The sequence below is a fragment of the Vibrio sp. F13 genome, from assembly GCF_020806305.2.
GTDB lineage: Bacteria > Pseudomonadota > Gammaproteobacteria > Enterobacterales > Vibrionaceae > Vibrio > Vibrio crassostreae_C.
Map to the genome: position 1 here is coordinate 2685935 of NZ_CP170175.1, position 24947 is coordinate 2710881.

General features: G+C 44.9%; 27 protein-coding genes. 16 read left to right on the top strand and 11 right to left on the bottom strand.

Annotated elements, in window-relative coordinates:
* The first annotated feature begins 11 nt into the window (after positions 1-11).
* From truA to purF, 6 genes are all read left to right on the top strand, one after another.
* On the top strand, positions 12-806 hold the full coding sequence (truA, locus tag LMH68_RS12480; RefSeq protein ID WP_004734161.1) for a tRNA pseudouridine(38-40) synthase TruA: 795 nt from the start codon (positions 12-14) through the stop codon (positions 804-806).
* A 176-nt stretch (positions 807-982) separates the two neighbouring features.
* Positions 983-1909, top strand: coding sequence for an acetyl-CoA carboxylase, carboxyltransferase subunit beta (gene accD, locus LMH68_RS12485; protein ID WP_017062348.1), 927 nt, complete (start codon positions 983-985; stop codon positions 1907-1909).
* Positions 1910-1951: 42 nt separating this feature from the next.
* Entirely contained in the window at positions 1952-3214 is a 1263-nt protein-coding gene (gene folC / locus LMH68_RS12490; RefSeq protein WP_017062347.1) for a bifunctional tetrahydrofolate synthase/dihydrofolate synthase, read from the top strand.
* Positions 3215-3790 (top strand): SPOR domain-containing protein, encoded by a 576-nt coding sequence (locus LMH68_RS12495; protein ID WP_017063432.1) that lies wholly within the window; start codon positions 3215-3217, stop codon positions 3788-3790.
* Between the two features lie 61 nt (positions 3791-3851).
* A complete protein-coding gene (locus tag LMH68_RS12500; protein WP_009848678.1) occupies positions 3852-4343 on the top strand; it encodes a CvpA family protein in 492 nt (163 codons plus the stop codon).
* Positions 4344-4377: 34 nt separating this feature from the next.
* Positions 4378-5892: an amidophosphoribosyltransferase gene (gene purF / locus LMH68_RS12505; protein ID WP_017062345.1), complete on the top strand. Its 1515-nt coding sequence runs from the start codon at positions 4378-4380 to the stop codon at positions 5890-5892.
* A gap of 100 nt (positions 5893-5992) precedes the next feature.
* Here the strand turns inward: purF and LMH68_RS12510 are convergent, their stop codons facing one another.
* On the bottom strand, positions 5993-6868 hold the full coding sequence (locus LMH68_RS12510) for a LysR family transcriptional regulator (protein WP_017062344.1): 876 nt from the start codon (positions 6866-6868) through the stop codon (positions 5993-5995).
* Positions 6869-7096: 228 nt separating this feature from the next.
* Here LMH68_RS12510 and LMH68_RS12515 point away from each other — a divergent pair, with 228 nt between their 5' ends.
* The 7 genes from LMH68_RS12515 (at position 7097) to recR (ending at position 13046) form a co-directional block, all read left to right on the top strand.
* On the top strand, positions 7097-8200 hold the full coding sequence (locus LMH68_RS12515) for a response regulator (RefSeq protein ID WP_102320049.1): 1104 nt from the start codon (positions 7097-7099) through the stop codon (positions 8198-8200).
* Positions 8201-8348: 148 nt separating this feature from the next.
* Positions 8349-8486, top strand: a complete 138-nt coding sequence (locus tag LMH68_RS12520; protein ID WP_017067606.1) for a hypothetical protein — start codon at positions 8349-8351, stop codon at positions 8484-8486.
* Between the two features lie 74 nt (positions 8487-8560).
* Positions 8561-8932, top strand: coding sequence for a YbaN family protein (locus LMH68_RS12525; RefSeq protein ID WP_029225617.1), 372 nt, complete (start codon positions 8561-8563; stop codon positions 8930-8932).
* Between the two features lie 161 nt (positions 8933-9093).
* Entirely contained in the window at positions 9094-9639 is a 546-nt protein-coding gene (gene apt / locus LMH68_RS12530; RefSeq protein ID WP_017062340.1) for an adenine phosphoribosyltransferase, read from the top strand.
* Positions 9640-9657: 18 nt separating this feature from the next.
* Positions 9658-11886, top strand: coding sequence for a DNA polymerase III subunit gamma/tau (dnaX, locus tag LMH68_RS12535; RefSeq protein WP_229647123.1), 2229 nt, complete (start codon positions 9658-9660; stop codon positions 11884-11886).
* A gap of 152 nt (positions 11887-12038) precedes the next feature.
* Positions 12039-12368, top strand: coding sequence for a YbaB/EbfC family nucleoid-associated protein (locus tag LMH68_RS12540; protein ID WP_017062338.1), 330 nt, complete (start codon positions 12039-12041; stop codon positions 12366-12368).
* Between the two features lie 78 nt (positions 12369-12446).
* On the top strand, positions 12447-13046 hold the full coding sequence (gene recR / locus LMH68_RS12545; RefSeq protein WP_019823189.1) for a recombination mediator RecR: 600 nt from the start codon (positions 12447-12449) through the stop codon (positions 13044-13046).
* Between the two features lie 66 nt (positions 13047-13112).
* Here the strand turns inward: recR and aqpZ are convergent, their stop codons facing one another.
* Positions 13113-13802 (bottom strand): aquaporin Z, encoded by a 690-nt coding sequence (gene aqpZ / locus LMH68_RS12550; protein WP_229647122.1) that lies wholly within the window; start codon positions 13800-13802, stop codon positions 13113-13115.
* Positions 13803-13902: 100 nt separating this feature from the next.
* Positions 13903-14151, bottom strand: a complete 249-nt coding sequence (locus LMH68_RS12555; protein WP_017059389.1) for a YkgJ family cysteine cluster protein — start codon at positions 14149-14151, stop codon at positions 13903-13905.
* A 159-nt stretch (positions 14152-14310) separates the two neighbouring features.
* Here LMH68_RS12555 and LMH68_RS12560 point away from each other — a divergent pair, with 159 nt between their 5' ends.
* A complete protein-coding gene (locus tag LMH68_RS12560) occupies positions 14311-14748 on the top strand; it encodes a YcgN family cysteine cluster protein (protein ID WP_229647121.1) in 438 nt (145 codons plus the stop codon).
* 105 nt (positions 14749-14853) lie between these two features.
* Here the strand turns inward: LMH68_RS12560 and LMH68_RS12565 are convergent, their stop codons facing one another.
* The 6 genes from LMH68_RS12565 to gap all read right to left on the bottom strand — a co-directional run bounded on the left by LMH68_RS12565 (position 14854) and on the right by gap (position 21571).
* Positions 14854-16740 carry a BCCT family transporter gene (locus tag LMH68_RS12565; protein ID WP_017063436.1) on the bottom strand — a complete coding sequence of 629 codons (1887 nt, stop codon included), beginning with the start codon at positions 16738-16740 and terminating at the stop codon, positions 14854-14856.
* Between the two features lie 122 nt (positions 16741-16862).
* Positions 16863-17216 carry a hypothetical protein gene (locus LMH68_RS12570; RefSeq protein WP_017059386.1) on the bottom strand — a complete coding sequence of 118 codons (354 nt, stop codon included), beginning with the start codon at positions 17214-17216 and terminating at the stop codon, positions 16863-16865.
* Between the two features lie 276 nt (positions 17217-17492).
* Positions 17493-18446, bottom strand: coding sequence for a ChaN family lipoprotein (locus LMH68_RS12575; protein WP_017059385.1), 954 nt, complete (start codon positions 18444-18446; stop codon positions 17493-17495).
* A 75-nt stretch (positions 18447-18521) separates the two neighbouring features.
* The gene (rlmA, locus tag LMH68_RS12580) at positions 18522-19337 is read right to left on the bottom strand and encodes a 23S rRNA (guanine(745)-N(1))-methyltransferase (protein WP_017067182.1); all 816 of its coding nucleotides are present in this window, start codon (positions 19335-19337) and stop codon (positions 18522-18524) included.
* A 111-nt stretch (positions 19338-19448) separates the two neighbouring features.
* Positions 19449-20333 carry a D-hexose-6-phosphate mutarotase gene (locus tag LMH68_RS12585; protein WP_229647120.1) on the bottom strand — a complete coding sequence of 295 codons (885 nt, stop codon included), beginning with the start codon at positions 20331-20333 and terminating at the stop codon, positions 19449-19451.
* 242 nt (positions 20334-20575) lie between these two features.
* The gene (gene gap / locus LMH68_RS12590) at positions 20576-21571 is read right to left on the bottom strand and encodes a type I glyceraldehyde-3-phosphate dehydrogenase (protein ID WP_017059382.1); all 996 of its coding nucleotides are present in this window, start codon (positions 21569-21571) and stop codon (positions 20576-20578) included.
* Positions 21572-21890: 319 nt separating this feature from the next.
* Here gap and msrB point away from each other — a divergent pair, with 319 nt between their 5' ends.
* Complete coding sequence (gene msrB / locus LMH68_RS12595) at positions 21891-22328, top strand: peptide-methionine (R)-S-oxide reductase MsrB (protein ID WP_080582205.1); 438 nt, start codon at positions 21891-21893, stop codon at positions 22326-22328.
* A 175-nt stretch (positions 22329-22503) separates the two neighbouring features.
* On the opposite strand, the gene LMH68_RS12600 is transcribed toward msrB, so the two are convergent.
* On the bottom strand, positions 22504-23310 hold the full coding sequence (locus LMH68_RS12600; protein ID WP_017059380.1) for a DUF2989 domain-containing protein: 807 nt from the start codon (positions 23308-23310) through the stop codon (positions 22504-22506).
* A 113-nt stretch (positions 23311-23423) separates the two neighbouring features.
* On the opposite strand from LMH68_RS12600, the gene LMH68_RS12605 reads away from it, so the two are divergent.
* Positions 23424-23705 carry a YeaC family protein gene (locus LMH68_RS12605; RefSeq protein ID WP_010437067.1) on the top strand — a complete coding sequence of 94 codons (282 nt, stop codon included), beginning with the start codon at positions 23424-23426 and terminating at the stop codon, positions 23703-23705.
* A 143-nt stretch (positions 23706-23848) separates the two neighbouring features.
* On the opposite strand, the gene ansA is transcribed toward LMH68_RS12605, so the two are convergent.
* The gene (gene ansA, locus LMH68_RS12610; protein WP_019823767.1) at positions 23849-24865 is read right to left on the bottom strand and encodes an asparaginase; all 1017 of its coding nucleotides are present in this window, start codon (positions 24863-24865) and stop codon (positions 23849-23851) included.
* Positions 24866-24947 lie beyond the last annotated feature (82 nt).

Consider the following 24947-nt stretch of genomic DNA (forward strand, 5'->3'; position numbering starts at 1 on the left):
AGAACAAGAACATGAAAATTGCTTTAGGTATTGAATATAACGGTACCCACTACTTTGGTTGGCAGCGCCAACGAGACGTGAAAAGTGTCCAAGAAGAATTGGAAAAGGCTCTTTCAGTTGTCGCGAATCACCCTGTAGAAGTTATGTGCGCAGGTCGTACAGATGCCGGTGTTCACGGTACGGGACAAGTCGTTCACTTTGAAACTAATGTCGATCGTAAAATGGTGGCATGGACAATGGGCGCGAATGCCAACATGCCAAAAGATATTGCGGTTCGTTGGGCGACAGAAGTGAATGAGGATTTCCATGCTCGTTTCTCGGCTACTGCCCGCCGTTATCGCTACATTATCTTTAACCATGCACTACGCCCAGGCATTTTGAATTCAGGTGTGAGCCATTATCATGGTCATCTTGATGAGAAAAAAATGCATGAAGCGGGTCAGTACTTACTTGGTGAGAATGACTTCACTTCGTTCAGGGCAACACACTGTCAATCTCGTAGCCCATGGAGAAACATGATTCACTTGAACGTGACTCGTCATGGACACTACATTGTGATCGATATTAAAGCGAATGCGTTTGTTCACCACATGGTGAGGAATATTACGGGTAGCCTTATTGCCGTAGGTAAAGGTGAGCAGAAACCAGAGTGGATCCAGTGGCTTTTAGAAGCTAAAGATCGAAAAGTAGCCGGCGCAACTGCAAAAGCGGAAGGTTTGTATCTGGTGGATGTTGATTATCCTGAACATTTTGAGCTACCACGAGAGCCAATTGGTCCTCTATTTTTACCGGATAATTTGAACTAAATGTGAGACTTAGGTTCAAAAATTATTACGGTTTAGTGCGTAAGATAGTCCCAGAAAATAGGTACAACCAGTTTTTTATCTACAGTCGCTGTTTTATGTGCTTTAATTCCCACGCATAATTCCCAAATTTATTTCTTTCGCAATCAAGCGGAAGAATCGAAACAAAAAGGTCTTCCATGAGTTGGCTTGAAAAGATTTTAGAAAAAAGCAACATCGTAACATCTCGTAAAGCGTCTATCCCTGAGGGTGTTTGGACGAAATGTACTTCTTGTGAGCAGGTTCTGTACCATGCTGAACTAGAGCGTAACCTAGAAGTATGTCCAAAATGTGACCATCACATGCGCATGAAAGCACGTCGTCGTCTGGATACATTCCTAGACAAAGGTGAGCGTGTTGAACTAGGTGCTGATCTTGAGCCACAAGACAAGCTGAAGTTTAAAGACTCTAAGCGTTACAAAGAACGTATCTCTGCTGCTCAAAAGAACAGTGGTGAAACAGACGCATTAGTTGCAATGAAAGGCGAACTATTGGGTTTACCTATCGTAGCGTGTGCTTTTGAATTCTCATTCATGGGCGGCTCAATGGGTTCTGTTGTTGGTGCTCGTTTCGTGAAAGCGGTAGATGCTGCTATCGAGAACAACTGTGGTTTAGTGTGTTTCTCTGCAAGTGGTGGTGCTCGTATGCAAGAGGCATTGATGTCTCTAATGCAAATGGCGAAAACCAGTGCTGCGCTTGAGCGTTTATCTGCGAAAGGCCTACCGTTTGTTTCAGTTATGACTGATCCAACAATGGGTGGTGTTTCTGCAAGTTTGGCAATGCTTGGCGATATCAATATTGGTGAACCAAAAGCACTGATCGGTTTTGCTGGACGTCGTGTAATCGAACAAACGGTACGTGAAGACCTTCCTGAAGGTTTCCAACGCAGTGAGTTCCTACTAGACCACGGTGCTATCGACATGATTGTTGACCGTCGTGAGATGCGTCAGCGCGTTGCAAGCCTTGTTGCTAAAATGACCAACCAGCCTTCACCATTAGTAGTTTCTGTGAACGATTCACCGAATGAAGCTACTTATGAAGTACCAGAAGCGCCAGAAAAAGGGTAAAGTACCTTCTAACAAACCAACTTAATTATGGTTATGAGTTAGATGAGTCAACAACCTATTCCTCAAGCCACATCCTCTTTGGAGATGTGGCTTGATTATTTATCAAACATCCACACAAGCGCTATTGATCTTGGATTAGACCGAGTTCAGGCCGTCGCCTCTAAGGCAAACCTCACCAAACCTGCTCAACATGTTATTACTGTTGCCGGAACCAATGGCAAAGGCTCAACATGTGCACTGATGGAAGCGATTCTATTGGACGCTGGTTACTCAGTTGGTGTCTACAGCTCTCCTCACTTAATTCGCTATAACGAACGTGTTCGTATCAACGGCCAAGATCTATCTGATGAAAAGATGGTTCAGTCTTTCGATTTCATTGAGAAAGAGCGTGGCGAAATCAGCCTGAGTTTTTTCGAATATGGCACTTTAGCGGCGTTACGTGCATTTCAAACTGAAGCGGTTGATGTTGTGCTTTTAGAAGTGGGTTTAGGCGGGCGTTTAGACGCGACCAATATCGTTGAGCATGATGTTTCTGTGATTACTAGTTTGGCTGTCGACCATGTTGACTGGCTAGGTGATGACATCAATGTGATTGGTTTTGAGAAAGCGGGCATTTATCGTAGCGGTAAACCCGCTATCTGTGGTCAACCCAAGCCACCGGCTACGGTTGCAGCGCACGCTGATGACATTAAGGCTGAGTTCTACCAAGTCGGTATTCAATACACTTATGATGTTGACGGTGATACGTGGAACTGGCGCAGTGGTGCATTCCAACTAGAATCGCTACCTATTCCAAGCCTGCCGTTACCTAACGCTGCAACAGCGTTGATGGCATTGGGCACATCAGAGCTTAGTATTAGCGACGTGAACGTGGTTAACGGCATGAAGAATGCGCAGCTTCCTGGGCGTATGCAGCAAATTAGCGAACAACCGGTGATTGTGCTTGATGTAGCACACAACCCGCATTCTGCTGAGTACTTTGCGCAGCAAGTCGCGAAGAAGTATGCAGGCAAAAATTTACACGTTGTAGTCGCCATGCTTCATGACAAAGATATCCCCGCGACATTGGAAGTATTAGCTCCAATAACAACACATTGGTACCCAGCTTCGCTGAACGGCCCACGAGCCGCAACAGCCGCTGAATTGTGTCAAAGCTTACCTGAAGGTGTAGAGCGGTATTCAAACCCTGTTGTAGCGTTTGAAGCGGCTTTAGCTTCTGTTAAAGGTGACGATGTTGTGTTGGTTGTCGGTTCTTTCCATACAGTGGGTGAAGTGTTGGAGCATTGGCAGAAAAAAGGAAACTAAATGGCAAGTAAATTCCAAAGCCGGTTAGTCGGCACCATCATTTTAGTGGCCATTGGCGTGATTGTATTGCCCGATGTACTAGATGGTAAGAAGCTCCACTACAAAGAAGAGTTTGCAAGCATTCCAATTAAGCCTGAGCTTGATAGTAATGTTGAAGTGTTTGAAGTACTCGATCCCGTTGAAGATCAGATAGCGCTACCGGATTCTCCGGTTGAGCAAGTGGTTGAAAGTGGTCGTACTGATAATTCAAACACGCAAACCGCGTCTTCTTCTAATGATAAAGAAGCAGACAAAGTGGCAGTTGTGGTTAAGCCGGTACCTGAAAAAAATGAATACCAAGACAGTGCTTGGATTATTCAATTGATGGCTTTGAAGAATGCTGACAACGCAAAAAACGTTGTTAAGGATCTGCAAAAGCGCGGTTATCAGGCTCACACCAAGCAAGAAAAAACTTTTACGCGAGTAATTATTGGCCCGGATGTCTCTAAATCCAAACTTGAGCGACAAATTAAGGAATTAGAAAAAATTACGGGTTCAAAAGGCCAGTTGCTCAAATTTAAACCGTTAAATCCATAAGAAAACGTTTGCGTCAGCATTTTTTCTGTTAAAATGCGCGCCAACTTAAGATGAAGAATTCATGAATTGGTTAGATTTTGTCATTTTAGGCGTGATCGGCTTCTCTGCCGTGATCAGTTTAGTTCGTGGTTTCGCTAAAGAAGCCTTGTCACTCGTTATTTGGTTTGGAGCATTTTTTATTGCTAGCCAGTACTACGCTAAATTAGCGATGTACTTCACCAATATCGAAGATGAGATGTTTCGAAACGGAACTGCGATAGCAGCATTGTTTGTTGCAACGTTAGTTGTGGGTGCCTTAGTTAACTATGTCATCGGTCAGCTAGTTCAGAAAACAGGCCTGTCAGGTACAGATAGAATCCTCGGTGTCGTCTTTGGTGGCTTACGTGGTGTTTTGATTGTTTCTGCAGTGTTGTTTTTCATGGATGCGTTTACTGCATTCCCAAGTTCTGAGTGGTGGAAGAATTCGCAATTGGTTCCAGAATTTAGTCGAATCATTGCGCCGTTCTTCGAGCATTTACAAGCAACATCTAGTTTCTTATCTGGCGCGCTCTAGCGCCAGTTAATGTCGAAAAATCGAGGATTAGGACATGTGTGGTATTGTTGGAATCGTGGGTTCAACACCTGTAAACCAGTCTATTTATGACGCTTTAACGGTATTGCAGCATCGTGGCCAAGATGCCGCTGGTATTTGTACCATAGAAAGCAATCGTTTCCGTCTGCGTAAGGCGAACGGTTTAGTAAAAGATGTTTTTGAAGCAAAACACATGCAGCGCCTACAAGGTGAAGTTGGTATTGGCCATGTTCGTTATCCTACTGCGGGTAGTTCAAGTGCGTCTGAAGCTCAGCCTTTCTACGTAAACTCTCCTTTTGGCATTACGTTGGCGCACAACGGTAACCTGACGAACGCAAACGAAGTTCGTGAGAAGTTGTTCGAAAAAGACCGTCGTCATGTAAACACAACCTCTGACTCTGAAGTTCTACTGAACGTATTAGCTCATGAGATCGATACTGTTAAAGGTAACGTAACTTCAGATGACGTTTTCCGCGCTGTGGCAAATGTGCATCGTACAATTCGTGGTGCTTACGCCGTAACGGCGATGATCATCGGCCACGGTATGATCGCATTCCGTGACCCACATGGTATTCGTCCATTGTGTCTTGGTAAGCGTGAAGTTCAAGGTAAAACAGAGTACATGGTTGCGTCTGAATCGGTAGCACTCGATGCTGTTGGTTTCGACTTCATGCGCGACGTAGCACCAGGTGAAGCTATCTACGCAACGTTTGACGGTGAGCTTTTCACTAAGCAATGTGCAGACAACCCACAACTAAACCCATGTATCTTTGAGTTTGTATACTTTGCACGCCCAGATTCATTCATCGACAAAATCTCGGTTTACAGCGCACGCGTTGAGATGGGTGAGATGCTTGGTATGCGTATTAAAGAAGAGTACGCAGACTTAGACATTGATGTAGTTATTCCAATCCCTGAAACATCAAACGATATTGCGCTACGAATCGCTCAAGCGATCAATAAGCCATACCGTCAAGGTTTCGTGAAAAACCGCTATGTTGGCCGCACATTCATCATGCCAGGTCAGCAACAACGTAAGAAGTCGGTTCGCCGTAAGCTCAACGCAATTCGCTCTGAGTTTAAAGGTAAGAACGTTCTTCTGGTTGACGATTCTATCGTTCGCGGCACAACATCAGAGCAGATCATTGAGATGGCTCGTGATTCTGGCGCAAATAAGGTCTTCATGGTTTCAGCTGCTCCAGAGGTTCGCTTCCCTAACGTTTACGGCATTGATATGCCGAGCGCGACAGAGTTGATTGCTCATGGTCGTGATAACGAAACGATTTGTAAGCAGATTGGCGCAGACGCCTTGATTTTCCAAACGCTACCAGATCTGATTTCTGCAGTGGGCATGGGCAATCAAGACATCTCTCGTTTTGATACTTCTGTATTTAACGGCGAGTATGTAACGGGCGATATCGACCAAGTGTACCTAGATTTCCTAGACTCTTTGCGTAATGACGACTCAAAGGTTCAGCGTGAGATTCAACAAGATCTTGCTAACTTAGAGTTACACAACGAAGGCGCTTAACTAGCGTTTCGTTAGTCATACAGAGTTTCGCTAGCGATACAGAAAATAAAAAACCAGAGCATCGGCTCTGGTTTTTTGTTTATAGAGAAGGGGATTGACCTTAATGAATGTGGTATGCGATCACAAAATCAATAAACAATCTCACTTTCTCTGGTAGATGGTCTTTGTGGTTATAAAGCATGTAAATATCACGAGGGTTAGCGCTCCAGTCTTCTAAGACTTGCACTAAGCTGCCATCTTCAATGTATTCACGAATCATCACGTCAGGCATCAGGGTGATACCTAGGCCTTCTGAGCACGCTTGTCTTACGACATTAAGCGCATTGGCGTTGAAACGGCCTTTCTCGCTATTCACCACCGTCTCTTCATTCGAATTACTCAGCTGCCACTTAATCAGCGGGTAGCCTTTGAGTAGCGAATGGTTCGCTAGCTCTTCAGCATGGCTTGGAGCTGGGTTCTTCGCTAAGTACTCAGGGCTCGCGATAAGAATATCTTTGACTTCACTGATTTTTCGAGCGATTAGGCTTGAATCACGCTGAGGGCCGACTCGGAAAATTACGTCCCACTCCGTTGGATCCAGCTGATCCGCTTGGTTGTTCATCATCAGCTCAATATTGATATCAGGGTATTGAATCATGAATTCACTGAACATTGGCATCATCATGCGCTTGGTCAGGTTTGAGGGTGCCGTAATACGAATCTTACCGGAAGCGCCTTTGCACACGTCAGTTAACTCTTCTGCAGTAGAAGAGAGACGTTGCAACAGCGGAGAGCATTCATTGAAGAAACGTTCGCCTGCCTCTGTTAAAGAAAGTTTACGCGCGTGTCTATTGAGAAGCCTAAGGTTCAAAGAATCTTCTAAGGCTTGGATGCGTCGTGTGATGGTCGCAACCGGAATCATAGTCTTGCGCGATGTTGCGGTGTAGCTCCCATTTTCAACGACGAGTCGAAAGAGGTTTAAATCATCTAATTTCATAAATCCAGACACATTTGTTTACAATCTCATCTAATTTATACGTAACAGTGAGATCAATGTTTGCGTTACGTCAACTCGTTGCACTATTTACAAGTATTCCAACCCTCGTCACGAATTACCAGCAAAGAGTGCAAATTTGTGTATTTAGCATTTTATTACTAAGTTTTATATTAGTTCTTAGAACAGATAACAATAATAATTCGACTTAGTTTTGTGAGGTTATAGATTATGTACAAAACTCACAGTCAGCCAGTAATGACCTCGGCTCAGGAAGTAATTAACCAAAAATGCGTGATGTTGGTTGATGATGATCCTATTTTTCGCCGTATAACCAGCGCGTACCTAGACAAGGTCGGTTATAAAGTGGTTGAGGCTGAAAATGGACTGGACGCTTTGCAGAAACTTAGAGACTCAGCGCCAGATTTAATTGTGTGTGACTTATCAATGCCAATACTTGATGGCATAGAGCTTGTGGAAGAGATCAGTTTAGAGTACCCGTCACTGCCTATGATCGTTGTGTCTGGCACTGATGATATGTCTGACGTGGCGAAAGCCTTGCGATTTGGTATTAAAGACTTCTTGGCGAAGCCGTTAGAGGATCACCGTCACCTAGGAAGTGCGATTGCGAATACATTGACAGATTCGTTCGATAACATTTCAGACCAACGAGATTTTTCGAGCCAATGGTTCTGTGTGGATGATGGGGGAGAGATCCCTGAAGACCAAGAACTGCATTGGCACCTGAATTACCTTCAAGATAACCCAAGCGCAGCAAAAGACTTACTGCATGCGCTGCTTCCAGAGAAAGATACGCGACAAGGCTCATGGCGTTGCAGTTACCGGTTACTGCAATCAACAGAGATGATGCCACTTGTGTTTGACTATGCGTGGATGATGAACGGGCAGTTTGCTTTTTACCTCGTCGATTCATCGTCGTCTGATAATGGCGGCTCCGCGACAACATTGTTAGTGAGAGCGCTGTTCCACGATTACATAAGAAACAGAAAAGATTTTAATGTTGATCTCAAAGATATTGCTGAAATCTTAGAGAAGGGGATTCGTTGCTCTAAATGCTCCACCCCAGTGAATGCCTTGTTTGGTGTTGCTGACCTTGCCGAGGGAACCATCTCCATTTTGCCTGCGGGTCTAGACGGGCAATGGTCGAATGGTGAATTGAATCAATATATTGCAGCAGGTGAGCGCTTGGGTGAGAACTGCAAGAAGAACTTTATTACGCGGGACCTTCCGATCGAACAGGGCTGCCAACTGTCGTTGAGCCTACTTGGAGCGGCAAGTTTTAGTTTAGACATACACCAAGGGTCTACTGATTAACCCTATATTTCCTCGGTTTTTGTGAATAATTGATTAAGGTATAGTTGCGCAAATGGTGTGGCTATGCCTTTTTTGTTAAATGTCGATTTAGCAAAGCGGGTTTGGTTCGCCGGATACTTACCTTCACTAACAAAAACAAGAAGCAATCATGGCAGATAACAAAGACTTTCAAGACCCGTTTAATGTATTCTACTTTTTAGGATTTTTAGCCGCATTTTTAATGATTCCATTGCTACCAGCAACACTTACGTTGATCCGCGTATTCAATGGTTACGCAACATTCTAGTTAAGCTGTCGTCGCCGATTGGTGATAGCTAACTCAAGGAGGCCACAATTAGCGTTCGAGTTTTAAGCCTCAATATTGCTGGTGGCCTTTGTATATTTCTCGCAGTTCTAGGGATAGTTTTGCCCGTTCTGCCAACCACTCCTTTTCTCCTTCTTGCCAGCGCATGCTTCATGCGAAGCAATCCGAAAGTTCATAAATGGATGCATGAGCACAAAACGCTGGGTCCTTTGCTGAACAATTGGTATCAACACGGTGCCGTCACCAAACAAGTTAAAACGCGTGGCGTATTCTTTATCTTGTTGAGTTTTGCGTTATCCATCTACTTTGCCCCTATCATTTGGGTCAAGGCTTTCCTAATTTGTGTACTTGTTATTCTTCTCACATGGTTTATGCGACTTCCAACCCATGAGTTGGTTGCTGACAGCAAAGAAAATCACTACCATTAAGCCAGTGTGCCTGCTTGTATAGCGGGCGTTTATTATTTCAGCAATCAGAGTTATGACTCTCGTTGCAATGAATACCAATCGTACCTTTCCTTAATTCCGAGCGTTGATGTTTGATTCGTTAACGAGAGTTTGGAAAGCGGCCTAATGAAGTGCATAAGATTATGAACACAGAAAAAATCTCTCTGATCAAAGCAAGCATCAAAAGCATTCCTGATTACCCTAAAGCGGGTATTTTGTTCCGTGACGTAACAAGCTTGATGGAAGATCCAGTAGCTTACAAAGCGACTATCGACCTGCTAGCGGAAACATACAAGGACATGGGCTTTACTAAGATCGTTGGTACTGAAGCTCGTGGTTTCCTATTTGGTGCGCCTTTGGCACTTGAGCTAGGTGTTGGCTTCATTCCTGTTCGTAAGCCGGGCAAGCTGCCTCGTCAAACTGTGGCACAATCTTATGAGCTTGAGTACGGCACCGACACTCTAGAAATCCATACTGATGCTATCGTTGAAGGCGATAAAGTGTTGATGGTTGATGATTTGCTAGCAACGGGCGGTACGATTGAAGCAACAACAAAGTTGATTCGTCAGCTTGGTGGTGTGGTAGAACACGCTGCATTTGTTATTAACCTTCCAGAAATCGGTGGTGACAAGCGCTTACAAGGCTTAGGTCTAGAAGTGTTTAGCATCTGCGAATTCGACGGTCATTAATCCTTTTCGGAATTATTCATGAGCTATCTTGCGTTAGCGCGAAAATGGCGACCAACCAAATTCAAAGAAGTGGTTGGTCAAGCCCATGTTTTAACAGCATTAGAGAATGCCCTTAGCCAGAATAGGTTGCACCACGCATACCTGTTCAGCGGTACACGAGGTGTTGGTAAAACAACCATCGGTCGTTTGTTTGCTAAGGGACTCAACTGTGAAACAGGCATTACCTCAACACCTTGTGGTGAATGTGCAACCTGTAAAGAAATCGATGAAGGTCGCTTTGTTGACCTGCTCGAGATCGATGCGGCATCACGAACTAAGGTAGAAGATACCCGCGAGCTTCTGGACAATGTTCAGTACAAGCCTGCACGTGGTCGCTTCAAGGTTTACCTAATCGATGAAGTTCACATGCTTTCCAGGCACAGCTTTAACGCGCTTCTAAAGACCTTAGAAGAGCCGCCTGAGTATGTGAAATTCTTGCTCGCAACAACGGATCCACAGAAGCTTCCAGTAACGATCTTGTCGCGTTGTTTGCAGTTCCATCTTAAGCCGATCAGCGTTGATAATATTCACGAGCAGCTCGATCATATTCTTGAACAAGAAGATGTGACGTCTGAATCTCGTGCGCTTGGAATGATTGCTCATGCTGCTGATGGCAGTATGCGTGATGCGCTAAGCCTTACAGACCAAGCTATCGCATTGGGTAATGGCAATGTCGTAACAGATACTGTTGCTCACATGCTCGGAACACTGGATACCGACCAAGCTATCCACTTGCTTGAAGCGATTAGCAGTAAGCAGCTACAGCAAGCGATGGCGTGTATCCAAAGCCTTGCTGAGAACGGTGTCGAGTGGGATGGTTTGCTGAATCAGCTTGCGACTCAACTGCATCGTCTTGCGATGTTCCAAGCTTTGCCATCCACACTAGATAAGGCACAGCCTGACGCTGAGAAGCTTGAACTACTGAGCAAAGCGTTTAGCCCACAAGACATTCAACTCTACTACCAGATCGTGTTGAAAGGTCGTGAAGACTTACCATTGTCGCCAACCGCTCGCGTTGGTATTGAGATGGTGGTTTTACGCATGTTGGCATTTAGACCAGCTGAACAAGCGGTTGCTACGGCAATCTCGACTCAGTCGGCAAGCCCAGCGCCAGTTCCAGCAGCTCAAGCTCAGAACGTTGCTCAGTCAGTGAGTCAACCTGCGCCAATGGCAGCTCCGAGACAGCCTCAGATGCAACAACAGGCGCCTCAACAGCAAGCTATGCAGCAGCCACCCGTGCAACAGACTCCGCAGCAGAATGCAGCACAGTATTCAGATTCGCAAGGTTACGCTGAACATTCAGGCAACCAAGGTTATCCTGAGCAGGATTACCCGCATAGCCAGTATGACGCGCCTCCTGCTTATGATGAGCGTCCAAGCTACGGTGCAGAGCAGCCTCAGCAGCAGCAAACGAATTATCAAAACCAGAGTCCGGTTCAACAGCCAAGCGCTGCACCTTCTGCTCCGCAAGAGCAGCCAGCGCGTGCAACTTCGCCTGTGAGTGGTTTACGCCACCAATTACGTTCTCAACGTAGAGGCAGTTCGGCAACAGAAAACAAAGGCTCGGCGCCAAAAAAGGCTAAAGCGACACCAGCTAAAACTTCAGTTCTTGATCGAGTTGCTCAGCAACACGGTGGTTCTGAGCGGGTGTCGCCAGCTTCTTTATCATCCTCTTCGACAGAAAATGTGACCAACGATAATGAACCTTATCGCTGGAAACCGTCTAAACCTGTAGTGAAAGAGGTGAGCAAAGAGCTTACACCTACTCAGATCAAGCGTGCGTTGGAGCATATTAAGACACCAGAAATGGTCGATAAATTGCTTCAAGAGTCGATTGCTCAAGATGAATGGTCAGCCACGATTCAAAAGCTAGAGACAGCCAAGCTTGTTGAACAGTTAGCATTGAACTCAGTGTTTGCTAAAAACGACACATCAATCACTTTAACGTTAAGAGCGAGCCAAGCTCACTTGAATACCGACCGCGCGCAGAGTGAGTTATTGCAGTCTCTCAATACTGTGCTTGGAGAAGAGTGTCATTTGAGTGTTGAAATCGGTGATGGTGGAGAAACGCCGCTAGAATTACGAGAACGACTGTATCAAGGTAAGTTGAAAGACGCGTTTACCGCTTTAGAAAACGATGCCAACGTACAGTTCATTGAAAGACGTTTTGCCGCTGAACTCGACAGAGACAGCGTTCGTCCTATCTAGAACGTTTTCTTGTTTAGTGACCGGCATATCATCCCAGATAAGCAAATCTGAGAACTGAACATCGAGGGGTTGAATCACACTGTTTTAACCCCCATTTAAGCTCGTATAGCTTAATTAATTTTAATAAACCAATTAGACCAGAGAGTATTAACATGTTTGGTAAAGGCGGTATGGGCAACATGATGAAGCAAGCCCAGCAAATGCAAGAGCGCATGCAAAAGCTTCAAGAAGAAATCGCAAATATGGAAGTTACAGGTGAGTCAGGTGCTGGCCTTGTAAAAGTAACGATCACTGGTAGCCACAGCGTTCGCCGTGTTGATATCGATGAAAGCCTAATGGAAGACGATAAAGAGATGCTTGAAGATCTTATCGCTGCTGCTTTCAACGATGCGGCTCGTCGCGTTGAAGAAACTCAAAAAGAGAAAATGGCTAGCGTAACTGGTGGAATGCAACTTCCACCAGGTATGAAGATGCCTTTCTAAGTAACTTATTCTTAAAGGTTAATTCAGGTGGTGGTTTGTGTTGAACAGACTATTACTTGAACATTAGAACGGTTAAATATGCGTACCAGTCATATGCTGGAGCATTTGATGGAGGCCTTACGTTGTCTACCTGGGGTTGGCCCCAAGTCGGCGCAGCGTATGGCCTTTCATTTGTTACAGCGCGATAGAAAAGGCGGCCTACAATTGGCTGAAGCTCTTAGCCAAGCAATGACCGAAATTGGTCACTGTAATGAGTGCCGTACTTTTACTGAAGAAGATACTTGCCACATTTGTACCAATCCTAAACGTCAGGAAAATGGTCAAATCTGTGTAGTAGAGAGCCCTGCAGACATTGCAGCTATCGAAGCAACAGGCCAATATTCAGGTCGTTACTTTGTATTGATGGGTCACCTTTCACCACTTGATGGTATTGGTCCAAGTGACATCGGTCTCGATGTTTTGGACTACCGCCTGCGTCGTGGTGATATCTCGGAAGTAATCCTAGCGACTAACCCAACAGTTGAAGGGGAAGCGACAGCGCACTACATTGCTGAGCTATGTAATGCCCATGAAGTGAACGCTAGCCGTATCGCTCATGGTGTTCCCGTTGGTGGTGAGCTAGAGCTGGTGGATGGCACCACGCTTTCGCACTCCTTACTCGGTCGTCATAAGATCTAAAAAAGCCGCTTGGTGAAGCATCACTAAGCGGCTTTTTCTTTTATTGCTTTAGACGTTTTTCAGCGCTTAATCTGAACCTCTTACCGCTTTGTATATCATCGCGCCAATCACGGCACCAATAATCGGTGCAACCCAGAATAGCCACAATTGCGAAACGGCCCAATCACCGACAAATACAGCCACGGCAGTACTTCGAGCAGGGTTCACTGAGGTGTTGGTTACAGGAATACTGATAAGGTGAATCAAGGTCAAACAGAGACCAATTGCGATCGGTGCGAATCCAGCCGGTGCTTTCGAATCCGTCGCGCCCATAATCACGAATAGGAACACCATGGTCATGACCACTTCACAAACGAGAGCTGCTGTGAGCGAGTAGCCGCCCGGTGAGTGTTCACCATAACCATTTGAAGCAAAGCCAGATGCCGCAGCGTCAAAGCCTGCTTGGCCTGAAGCAATCACAAATAACACACCACCCGCGATAATACCGCCAATGACCTGGGCAATAATGTAAGGTGCGACGTCTTTGGCATCAAAGCGGCCACCGCTCCAAAGACCAATTGTAACAGCAGGGTTGAGATGACAGCCGGATATATGGCCAATAGCAAAAGCCATGGTGAGTACGGTTAAACCAAACGCGAGGGAAACCCCGAGTAAGCCGATACCTACATCGGGAAAAGCAGCGGCTAAGACGGCACTACCACAACCACCTAACACCAACCAAAATGTACCGAATATTTCTGCGATATACCTATTCATAACGATCCTTATTAATCTGTACCAGTATCAACAAGATAGTTTAGATTTCGAAGAATTGTGAAATCTTAGATATATAGGAGGAAGAAAAGGTCAGATAATCTTAGGTAATAGCTTCTAACTCGATCAGGTTATCAAGGGCTTCTTGGTCGGTTTTACCACAAATGACAGGGCAAGCTTTGAATTGGTGACATACCTTCGGGCGTGAAGGTTGACCAAATAATTTGCAGAGATCTTGCTCATTTAATTGGATGCAGCGTACCCCAGCAGGCTTACCATTAGGCATTCCAGGAATAGCAGATGTAATACTTGGAGCGATACAGCATGCTCCACAACCTAGGCGACATTCCATCAAATTAAACTCACTAAATAACAGGGTGCGCGATAGTAGCAAAAAATGATGAGAGTGACAGCTGTTGATTGAATCAAAGAATGAACAATTATTATCCTTGAACTTTTTATGGGCTAGCGGTATAACACGCACCCCAGTAAAAGAGTAAGAAGTAATCCTATGACGAATCCATTTTGGCAAGAAAAGACACTAGAACAGATGACCGAGAATGAGTGGGAATCACTTTGCGACGGTTGTGGTAAGTGCTGCCTACATAAACTAATGGATGAAGATAGCGATGAAGTTTACTACACCAATGTGGCGTGTAGCTGGTTAAACGACAAAACATGTTCGTGTAAAGATTACCCGAACCGCTTCACTTCAGGTGAAGAGTGTTTGAAGCTGACTCGTGACAAGATCGATGAGTTTCACTGGCTACCAGACACTTGTGCTTACCGCCTTTTATCAGAATCTAAGCCGATTCCTGAATGGCACCCGTTGATCACCGGATCAAAAACAGAGATGCATGCAGCAGGTGAAAGCGTTCGTAACAAAGTGGTATACGAAATCGATGTTGTCGATTGGGAAGAACACATCTTGAACCACCCGAACCGCTAGTTAACGAAGACTAGTCAATCACCCGAATAAAAAAAGGCTCACATTTCTGTGAGCCTTTGTCGTATTTAGGAGGGTCCAAATCAATGGACTGTGTCATGGCTAATGTCAAGCAAGCGGTAAGTCTGCAACCACCTGATTGAACGTGATACGAGCATTCTGAGCTTGCTCAGATAACTCGATCTTTTTCGCTTGTGCGGCACTAAGATTACTCTCGGCCTGCTCAAGTGCTTGTTGTAGGTTCTCTGGTAACTCGTGAGTTTCCATTTGTGAACCTTGTTCTAACACATAAGCGCGAATTTCTTTCTTCACTGCGGCAAGTTCTGTGTAAGCAACACGCTCAAGTTCTGCGGCTTCTTGTGCTGCATCTCTTTCTTTCTCAAACTGAGCCAACGCCATACCTTCAGCAGACCAAGGGTCCATGTCTGGCAGTTCTTCGATGTTGATCGTTGGCTCGATATACGCATCTTGATGGCGTAGGTCGAGGTTAGTCGCACGAACCGCTGAAATCATCAGCATCACAGAGATAGCAAGCAGTGGTAAGCCACCAACAATCGCCGCCGTTTGTAGCGTACTTAGACCGCCTAAGAACATTAGAATCGTTGGTAAGAACGACAGAGTAAATGCCCAGAACATACGGTTCCAGCGCATTGGCTCTTCGGTCACGTTATTTTGTACAACAGACGCTAGGATGTATGAGATAGAGTCAAATGTTGTTGCCGTGAAAATGATACACAGCATTGTAAATACAGCGATAACCAGCGTGCTCATTGGCAATTGTGCAAGCATCGAGAAGATAGCTTTGGTTGCGCCTTCCGCATTCAAAATGGCAACGACATCTAGCTCACCAGAAAGCTGCAGTGATAGGCCGTAGTTACCTAAGATCATGAAGAACAGGAAACAACCTAGAGAACCAAAGAAGATCGACCCTGACACCATTTGTTTGATGGTTCTGCCGCGAGAGATACGCGCAACAAACAGACCCATACTCGGTGCAAATACTAGCCACCATGCCCAGTAGAAAATCGTCCAGTCTTGTGGGAAGTGAGTGTTTTCGAATGTACCGTAACCACCAAATGGTTCAGCCCACGTTGCCATCACGAAGAAGTTAGACAGTAGACGACCAATTGAGTCTAAGCCTGTTTCTAACATGAAGATTGTTGGACCCGCGATCAGAACGAAAGCCAGTAGACCCATCGCACCCCAGAAGTTGATGTTACTTAGTATCTTGATGCCTTTTTCCAATCCAGCATAAGATGAGTAAGCAAAAATCGCAGTACACACTAAAAGCACCATCACTTGCGTTAGGTTATTTTTAGGTAGACCAAATAGATGATTTAGACCTTCAGTGATCAGAGGAGCGGCTAAACCTAATGTTGTTGCAGCGCCGCCTAATAGACCGAAAATGAATAGGATATCAACGATCTTTCCTGGTACGCCTTTACTACGGTGTTCACCAAGAACAGGCATTAATGCGCTTGAAATCTTTAGAACAGGTTGTTTACGTACGTAGAAGAAGTAAGCGATAGGAATTGCCGGGATTAGGTAGATAGACCATGCGATTGGTCCCCAGTGGAATAGGCCGTAGGTCGCAGCCCAGCGTACTGCTTCTTCACTGCCAGGTTCTAGTTGGAAAGGCGGTGATTGGTAGTAGTAAGCCCACTCAATACAGCCCCAATACAAGATACTTGCACCGATACCGCCACAAAATAGCATGGCAGCCCATGATGCAGTTTTAAACTCAGGCTCTTCATCAGCTTCGCCCAGTTTAATTTGTCCCATATCACTGAATACTACGTACACCATAAATGCACAGGCTGCGAGACCTAGAGCAAGATACAGGAATCCGAGTTGATCAGTCATGAATGTTTTCGCAACCGCAATCCAGTCTGCGCCCTGTGCAGGGAACAAAATGAGCGGGAAAACTATCGTGAGTAGGAGTGCTATAGCACCAAAAAAGGTTGGCTTATCGATAAGCTCAAAAGTGTTTTTCACGAGTATTATTCCATTAAAATGAGAGCGGAATTATGGAATGAACTCGTTTTTTAGACCTAATCGGGTCTATTGTCGTAACGATAAATCGCTTTTATTCTAGAGAATGCGATAGGTTGGCAAGGCTAAATGAGTGCGAGAAGAATACCGCCTACGGTTGCCGCTGCGGACAGGTATTGCCCCGCTGAATAAGAACCATCATCTTCTTCTTCAATCTTATCTGGGTGATCCATACCCAAGGCACCATGAGCGAATGACTCAACTTTATCGGTAACTGTCGCGTTTTCTGCTTCGACTTTCTTCGCTTCTTTATCAATTTCTTTTAGGGCAGATAAGAGTGCTTTGCCTTCATCAGAAAGCCTAACCGTATTTTGCTCAACCTTAAGCGGTGTAGGCTTTTCAGCTTCGTTAGCTGAACTCTTAGCGTTCATCTGCGAAGGCGAATACAGCTGAGTATTACTCGTTCCTACTGGCGTCATATAGCTCTCCTTACCTATCCTTAAATATAGTATCGGCAGAGGTGTGAAAAACTTGTGCAATTAATCATCGATAGTGATGTTTTTTTATTCGCACATTACATTTTCGTCTGCTTGGTTAAATCGTCTATTTACTAAGCAAGTCTTGTGCCGATAAGAATGTTTGATTTTAGATAGAGTTAGGATGAATGACGGGAACGTGATCAAGTTGTGACGATGGGCTAATTATCTAGGATTAGCCCATCGACTCTTTAGCTTAGAAGAGTGGATCAACAGATCCTACTCACACTCTAGGCTAGCGCTACGTTTTGACAGATGCTTGTATGCCTTCATTCGGTTCTCTTTCTTTACAAAGCGAGCCGGCGGCGAAAGCACTTCAAGCTGATAATCACCGCTATCCGATGAGATCGCTTCAACCGGGCTGATGATGGCGATTTTTAAATCAGGGTTACGACGTAGAATTGATGCCGCCGTCCCTAAACCACCCTCGGTGTGGAACTTGCCAGCCACGTGAATCACTTGTTTATCAGGGTTTGATGCTAGGTAATCCACAATCGACTCAGCCATGGTTTCGTCCCAGGTAACCTGAGCGGCAAACTGCTTTTCTGTTTGCTCTGGCGTACCGTGATGCATAGAAGCCATGAACTTTTCTTTGTAAGGGCTATCGCCAGTATCCACTTCGGCAGCAATCCATTGGCGTTGCTCGGTCGATAATTGGTCTAGGTAAGGCAATCCTTTACGGCCAATACACTGCACGAATGGCTTTGGTGCATTTGCCGCAATAACATCGACGTCGTTGGCTTTTGCGAACTCAACTAACGCGCGGTAATCACTTTCGTAATTTGGCCAAGCTGCCGCTTGAGACATGAGAATTTGTTCGCCAATTTCGCCGTTTAAGTATTGGTCAAGTGTGGCTTGGTGCTCTCGAGTGAACTGTTCCATTGAAAGCGCAATGTTTGATGTTGCGTTGCGGCGCGCTTTTAAGAAGTCGGTTTGGAAGCGGTGAATGGCAGAATGCGTGTGCCATTCGCCAATTAGAACCACATCAGCGTCAATCAGCTGCTCGGGTAATGCATCGAGAGAAAGTGTTTCGCCTTGTGGAGAAGCGAACTGGTAGTCATAGAATGTGGAAACGGATTCCGTTTGAGCCACTTTTTGAGAAGTGTCTTTTGCAGGTTGACTAGCACAAGCCGTGAGAAGAGTAGCTAATCCGATAAGAATAATACGTTGCATGAAATGCCTCCTTGAAGAACACGCATACTAAAGGAGGCAAGATAAGATTTCAATGCAAACGATAATCAATATCAATTAAATTTGTTTGCGGTACACTCGCAGCATAAAGTCAGCTTCACAGTTGAATTGCTCTGCCTCGGTGAGTTGTAGTTTAAACTCTTCACTCGCCTTCCAAGCAAACGGCGTCATCTGTAGCAGGTCGAATGCATCTGACCCCGATAGTTCCATCATATAGTTTAGTTGCTCTTGATGCTCAAGCGTAAAACCTTCGATCACTTCTGGATCTTCATCGTGCAAGCGAACGCCATCATAAATCGCATCGCGCAGCTGATACAGGTGTCGGCTGGCTGGTGTCACGGTGATCACGACGCCATTGTCTTTGATGGTGCGCTGTAACTCTTCAGCCTTACATGGCGCATAAATGCGCAGAATGCCATCTAAGCTATTTTCAGCAAAGGGTAGACGATGACTCGAAGCGACTGAGAAGTCGACCGCTGGGTAGCGTTTAGCGGCATATTTGATAGCAATCTTAGAGATATCTAGACCAAAAGTAGCGCCATTCTTTTCTTGAAGGTTTACCGCAATTTCATTGGTGTAATAACCTTCACCACAACCTATATCTAATAGGCTAGGGGCTGTTTCTGGCAGATAGCTAGCGCATAAACCAACAACGGCTTGGCGCATTGGATCGTAGTGGTTGCCTTCAAGGAAGCGGCGACGAGCCTGCATCATCTCTTTGTTGTCACCTGGATCTTTTGAGCGTTTGTGGTGTGCTGGCATCAAATTGACATAGCCTTCTTTTGCTAGGTCGAACTGATGGTTCTTTTCACATTTAAACGTACGATCGTTTTGAGATAAAGGTTGGTGACACAAAGGGCATTGGTAAGTCATGGAGACCTCTAAAGGAGAATAGACAGCGCAAGTGTAACGAGCTAAAACCAAAAAGTAAAAGAGCGACATAAAGCCGCTCAAAAATCGTTTTTTATAACTGTATTTATACGGTTATTGGGCACTAATCACAGTGAACAGTTGGTGGTTTTCACCCGGCCGGAGTGTTTTACCGGCTTCTAGGCTTGGCGCGTGCAGTGTTGATTCTACGCACATCATAGTTAGGTAACCATCGTCTTGCATGTCGCCCATACTTGCAGCGCCTTCTGCCCACGGGTTCCACAGTACTGCAGAGTTATGACCGTGGTTTTCAACCGTTAGAGTACGATCCAGCTTTTTATCAGCAACAAAGATTTGCGCTTCTGGCTGAGTGTAAACGCGATCAATAGTGTCGGTCAGTACCAGTTCAGATCCACCTTGGCAGATCTTGCCACCTTGCAGGCTATCAATGTACTCAGCACCCATACCAGTGGTGGTTGTGTTGTGGATATCGCCAACGTTTAGGTAAGTGTGTAGTGCACCAGAGAAAGTCCATGGCTGAGAATCAGTGTTCTTCACGTCCAGCGTTACTTTTAGTTGTTCGCCGATCTCAACATTCAAGCGAGCATCAAACTGATGAGGCCATACTGCTAGCGTCTCTTCGCTTGGCTTCAGACCTAAGCTAACAATCACGCCAGCTTCGCTTTCACGGTGTTCAACCAATTGCCATTCACTTGAACGGGCAAAACCATGTGCTGGTGCTGCAATGCGACCAAACCAAGGCCAACATACTGGAATACCACCACGCAGAGCCGTTTTACCATCGAACTTAGCTTGTTGGCTCATCCAAATTAGGTCTTCTTGACCTTGCGGTTGGAATGACACCACATGGCCGCCAAACAGTGAAATCGCTGCGTTTGCTTTATCGTGGATAACGCGAACCAGTTTTACACCTTCGTGTTCAACGATAGTGACGTTGTCAGAAAGTACCGCCAGTGCAGGTAGAGTAGATAAATCCATTACATGATCCTTCTAAGGAAATTGAATTCAAATGCTGACTAGAGTGATGCTTGTGTTTTCATGAGTAACAAGCAGAGTCAGTATTAGAATTGAATTTTGCGTTTGGGCTATCTTGATGAGCTTAGACAGACGCGGTTTAAAAGATAGCAGGCATTAAAAAGGCGACACTAAGGTCGCCTTTTTCAAAGTCTGCTCAAAACAGTCTTCGCTAATGCTTATCTAAAGCGATTTCTAAAAAGAAATTACTTAGAGATGTGAGCGATTAGGTCTAGAACTTTGTTTGAGTAACCGATTTCGTTGTCGTACCAAGATACAACTTTAACGAATTTGTCAGTTAGAGCAACACCAGCTTTAGCATCGAATACTGAAGTTTGAACTTCACCGATGAAATCTTGTGATACTACTTGGTCTTCAGTGTAACCAAGAACGCCAGCCATTTCGCCTTCAGAAGCTTCTTTCATTGCAGCACAAATTTCTTCGTAAGATGCAGCTTCTTTTAGGTTAACTGTTAGGTCAACTACAGATACGTTAGCAGTTGGTACACGGAAAGCCATACCAGTTAGAAGGCCGTTTAGTTCTGGAAGAACAACGCCTACAGCTTTAGCAGCACCAGTTGAAGATGGGATGATGTTTTGAGAAGCACCACGGCCACCGCGCCAGTCTTTAGCAGAAGGGCCATCTACAGTTTTTTGAGTTGCTGTAGTAGCGTGAACTGTAGTCATAAGACCAGACTCAATGCCCCACTTATCGTTAAGTACTTTAGCGATAGGTGCAAGACAGTTAGTAGTACAAGAAGCGTTAGAAACGATGTCTTGACCAGCGTAAGATGCTTGGTTAACGCCCATTACGAACATTGGAGTTGCATCTTTAGAAGGACCAGTAAGAACTACTTTCTTAGCGCCAGCAGTGATGTGCTTACGTGCAGTCTCGTCAGTTAGGAAAAGACCAGTTGCTTCAGCAACTACGTCTACGTCGATAGCATCCCACTTAAGGTCTTCTGGGTTACGCTCAGCTGTAACACGTACAGTTTTACCGTTAACGATTAGGTTACCGCCTTCAACTTCAACAGTACCGTTGAAACGGCCGTGAGTTGAGTCGTACTTAAGCATGTATGCCATGTACTCTACGTCGATTAGATCGTTAATACCTACTACTTCGATGTCTGCACGCTCTTGAGCTGCGCGGAATACGAAACGGCCGATACGGCCAAAACCGTTAATACCTACTTTGATAGTCATTGTAGTTGCTCCACAACTTAATTTCTGATTAAAGATAACTGGTAGTAAAATTACAGAATCCAGTATACATCTGCAATAGATAATCCGACTTAACTTGTTTAATGTCAAAAAAAAGCGACGCTTTTCTTAACAATTGGGTGTAAGTGGTTGAAAATTGACCATTGCAAGTGGCTCTGTACCCTTCCAGTTGGGTAAAATACCCCTAAATGATGATTCACTTATGAGTGTATATGTACAATGTTTCCTGGTGAGAAAGTATGTGCTACAAAACGACTCATATGCAAGCCTTTATAGAAAAAAGTAAATATAATAACTGAGAATGTGGAGAGATATTAACGTGATTCAAAAGGGAGGAAATATGATAAAGCCTGATGAATACTGGCGTGAGCGCCTAACGGACGACGAATTTTCAGTGTGTCGTGAGCGTGGTACTGAAGCCCCATATAGCGGCAAGTTACTGCACAACCATAAGACTGGCGTCTATAGCTGCACATGCTGTGAAAGCCCTTTGTTTCTGTCGGATAACAAATATGACTCTGGGTGTGGTTGGCCAAGCTTTGATGCCCCAGTGAATGATGAAGCAGTACGCTATATAGAAGATCTAAGTCACGGAATGAAGCGTGTAGAGATCCGTTGTACCGCCTGTGATAGCCATTTAGGTCACGTTTTTCCAGATGGCCCGAAGACCACAGGTGAACGGTTCTGTGTTAATTCAGTGTCGTTAATTTTCAACAAAAATGACGAAAGTACGAAATAACTTGTAACTATTGTCTAATCCTTACAGGTCGCATTTGTCGATTTAGGAATGCTGAAACGCCCAAGATTTCAGATTTAACTCTAGTACAAATAAAAACAGCTACTAAAAAGGTAGCTGTTTTTATTTGAAAGCAGGTGAATAACAAGCTTAAGTAAGAACACTATAAATGAAGCGATCAGTAACTCGGGACGATTGAAGGGCTGTAAATTCCATCCTCAATCGCTTCGACGATGTTATCTGCGTCTTTATTTAGCTTCTTATAGGTTGCCTTGTCGAAATGGTACAACACCGTGAGCTCGGCTTCAGAAGCAATCGGCACGTCAAAGTCTTTGGCAACCATTGCCCAAACGTACGCTTTTTCCATATGTCCCAGGCTGTGGTTGATACTGGCCATCGACTTGAAGATTTCAGTGTTGGCTACCGAGCCATTAGAAAGCGTTAGCGCATTATTGAGTAGCTTAAGTGTCTTTATATGATTGCGGGTGGTATAGAAGGTTGCCAAGGCATATTGCATCTCAGCTGTGTTTAACGCTTCAGAGCCTTCTAGTTGTAGGAAACTGCGTCTGGCATTGGTGTCCCCAGTTTGCGACCACAAGAAGTAAAGCGTTTCCGGTGTATCAGATTTCGATAGCTCATCAACAATGCGCTCAGACTCTTCGATACTGTGCATTAAAGAGGTAAAGCGACGCTCTTGCAGCTTAGATTGATCGATCGTTTCGATCTGTGCCGCGAGCTCTAGGCACTTTTTGTAGGCAGTGACTAATTCGAATTCTTTAATTTTGTTGATTTCGGTGGGTTGCTTCTGAACTTCAAATCGATGCCAGATGAGGTCGGTACGTGCGACACGACATTGCCCATCGTTCATGTTCAATTGTTCACACTGAAGACCCGGATTGCTTTGGCACAGTTGATCGGTATTTTTGTTCCCTTCAAGACACCCAACCAGAGTGAAAGGCAATAGGCTAATCGCCAACCATTTCATAATTTTCATATTCCTTCACTTGTGATCAGATGCACTTATTATTGGTCAGGTTCTTGACTCAATTCTGTTACGGGTTATTTTCTGGTGAAAATTGTTAAAACTAAGGCTTTACCATGGATGCAGAACAACTTCTTAGCGCAATGACACCCGAGGTCTACGAACGTTTAACCTACGCAGTTGAAACGGGTAAATGGCCAGAAGGTACGGCGCTCTCAAAAGAACAGCGCGACTCGTGTATGCAAGCGGTTATGTTATACCAATCTAAACATAACTCTGAAGCTCAACATATGACAATTGCAGCTGGTGGTGAGATTAGCTTTAAATCTAAGTCTGAACTAAAGAAACAGTTTAAGTCAGATCAAGAAGACATTGTTAGGGTTAACCCGAATCATTAAGCTTAAATTACAACAAAGGGGTGGCAATGTGCCACCCCTTTTAGTTTAACTCGTTTATTTATAAGCAATAAAACGATTTAGTTCACGTTAAGCCGCCGTTACTTTCATAGAATAACTGGCTTTAACGTGAATCCTTGAACAGGTTATAAGCTCATCTCACCGCGCAATACTTGTTGCATCTGAGCCTTCACTTCTTCGTAGCCTAGGTTTTGGCTTAATAGATAATGCAACTTCGCCAGTGCCGCTTCTGGTGTCATATCGTAACCACTCACCACGCCCGCTTCTGCTAGTGCACAACCTGTCGCGTAACCACCCATGTTGACTTTACCAGCCAAACATTGAGTTAGGTTCACCACAATAACGCCGCGCTCTGAGGCATCTTTCAGGTGCTGAAGCAGTTCTGGGTTTTGTGGTGCGTTACCCACACCGAAAGTAAGCAGAATCATCGCGTTAACAGGTTGTAATAGCGTGTTACGGATAACTTCGTGTGAGATGCCTGGGTACATTGTGATTACGCCGATAGGTTGCGGAGTAATGTTATGAACCTTGAAAGCACCTTCAGGTTGTTCGTTTACTTTTACATTATTGCTAAGTTGGATATTGATACCCGCTTCTAGCAAAGGATTCAGGTTTGGAGACGTAAACGCATTGAAGCCATCTGCGTGTGATTTTGTGCTGCGATTACCACGCATCAACTTGTTGTTGAAGAACAGTGTCACTTCGTTGATTGGGTAGTTTGCTGCAATGTGTAGCGCATTCAGCAGGTTTGCTTGTCCGTCTGAACGAAGCTCTGCTAGTGGGATTTGAGAGCCCGTAACAATCACAGGTTTGCCGAGGTTTTCAAGCATGAAAGACAGTGCAGAGGCAGTGTAAGCCATAGTGTCTGTGCCATGCAGGATAACGAAACCATCGTACTTATCGTAGTTCGCGCGAATGTCATCAGCGATAGTCTGCCAATCAAGTGGCGTCATATCTGAAGAGTCCATTAATGGAGAGTATTCGTGAATGGTGTACTCAGGCATCTCTGGGCGATGGAATTCAGGCATGCCAGCTAGCTGCTTATCCATGAAACCTGCGACAGGAACATAGCCGTGGTCAATAGACTTCTGCATGCCAATTGTGCCGCCGGTGTACGCGATATAGATGTGTTTTCTTTCCATGGCGATTAATACTTAGTGTGATGTAGGGAACAGGGGGGCGATTATAGCGAATTATCATGCAATAAAAAGAGGCACCTCACAC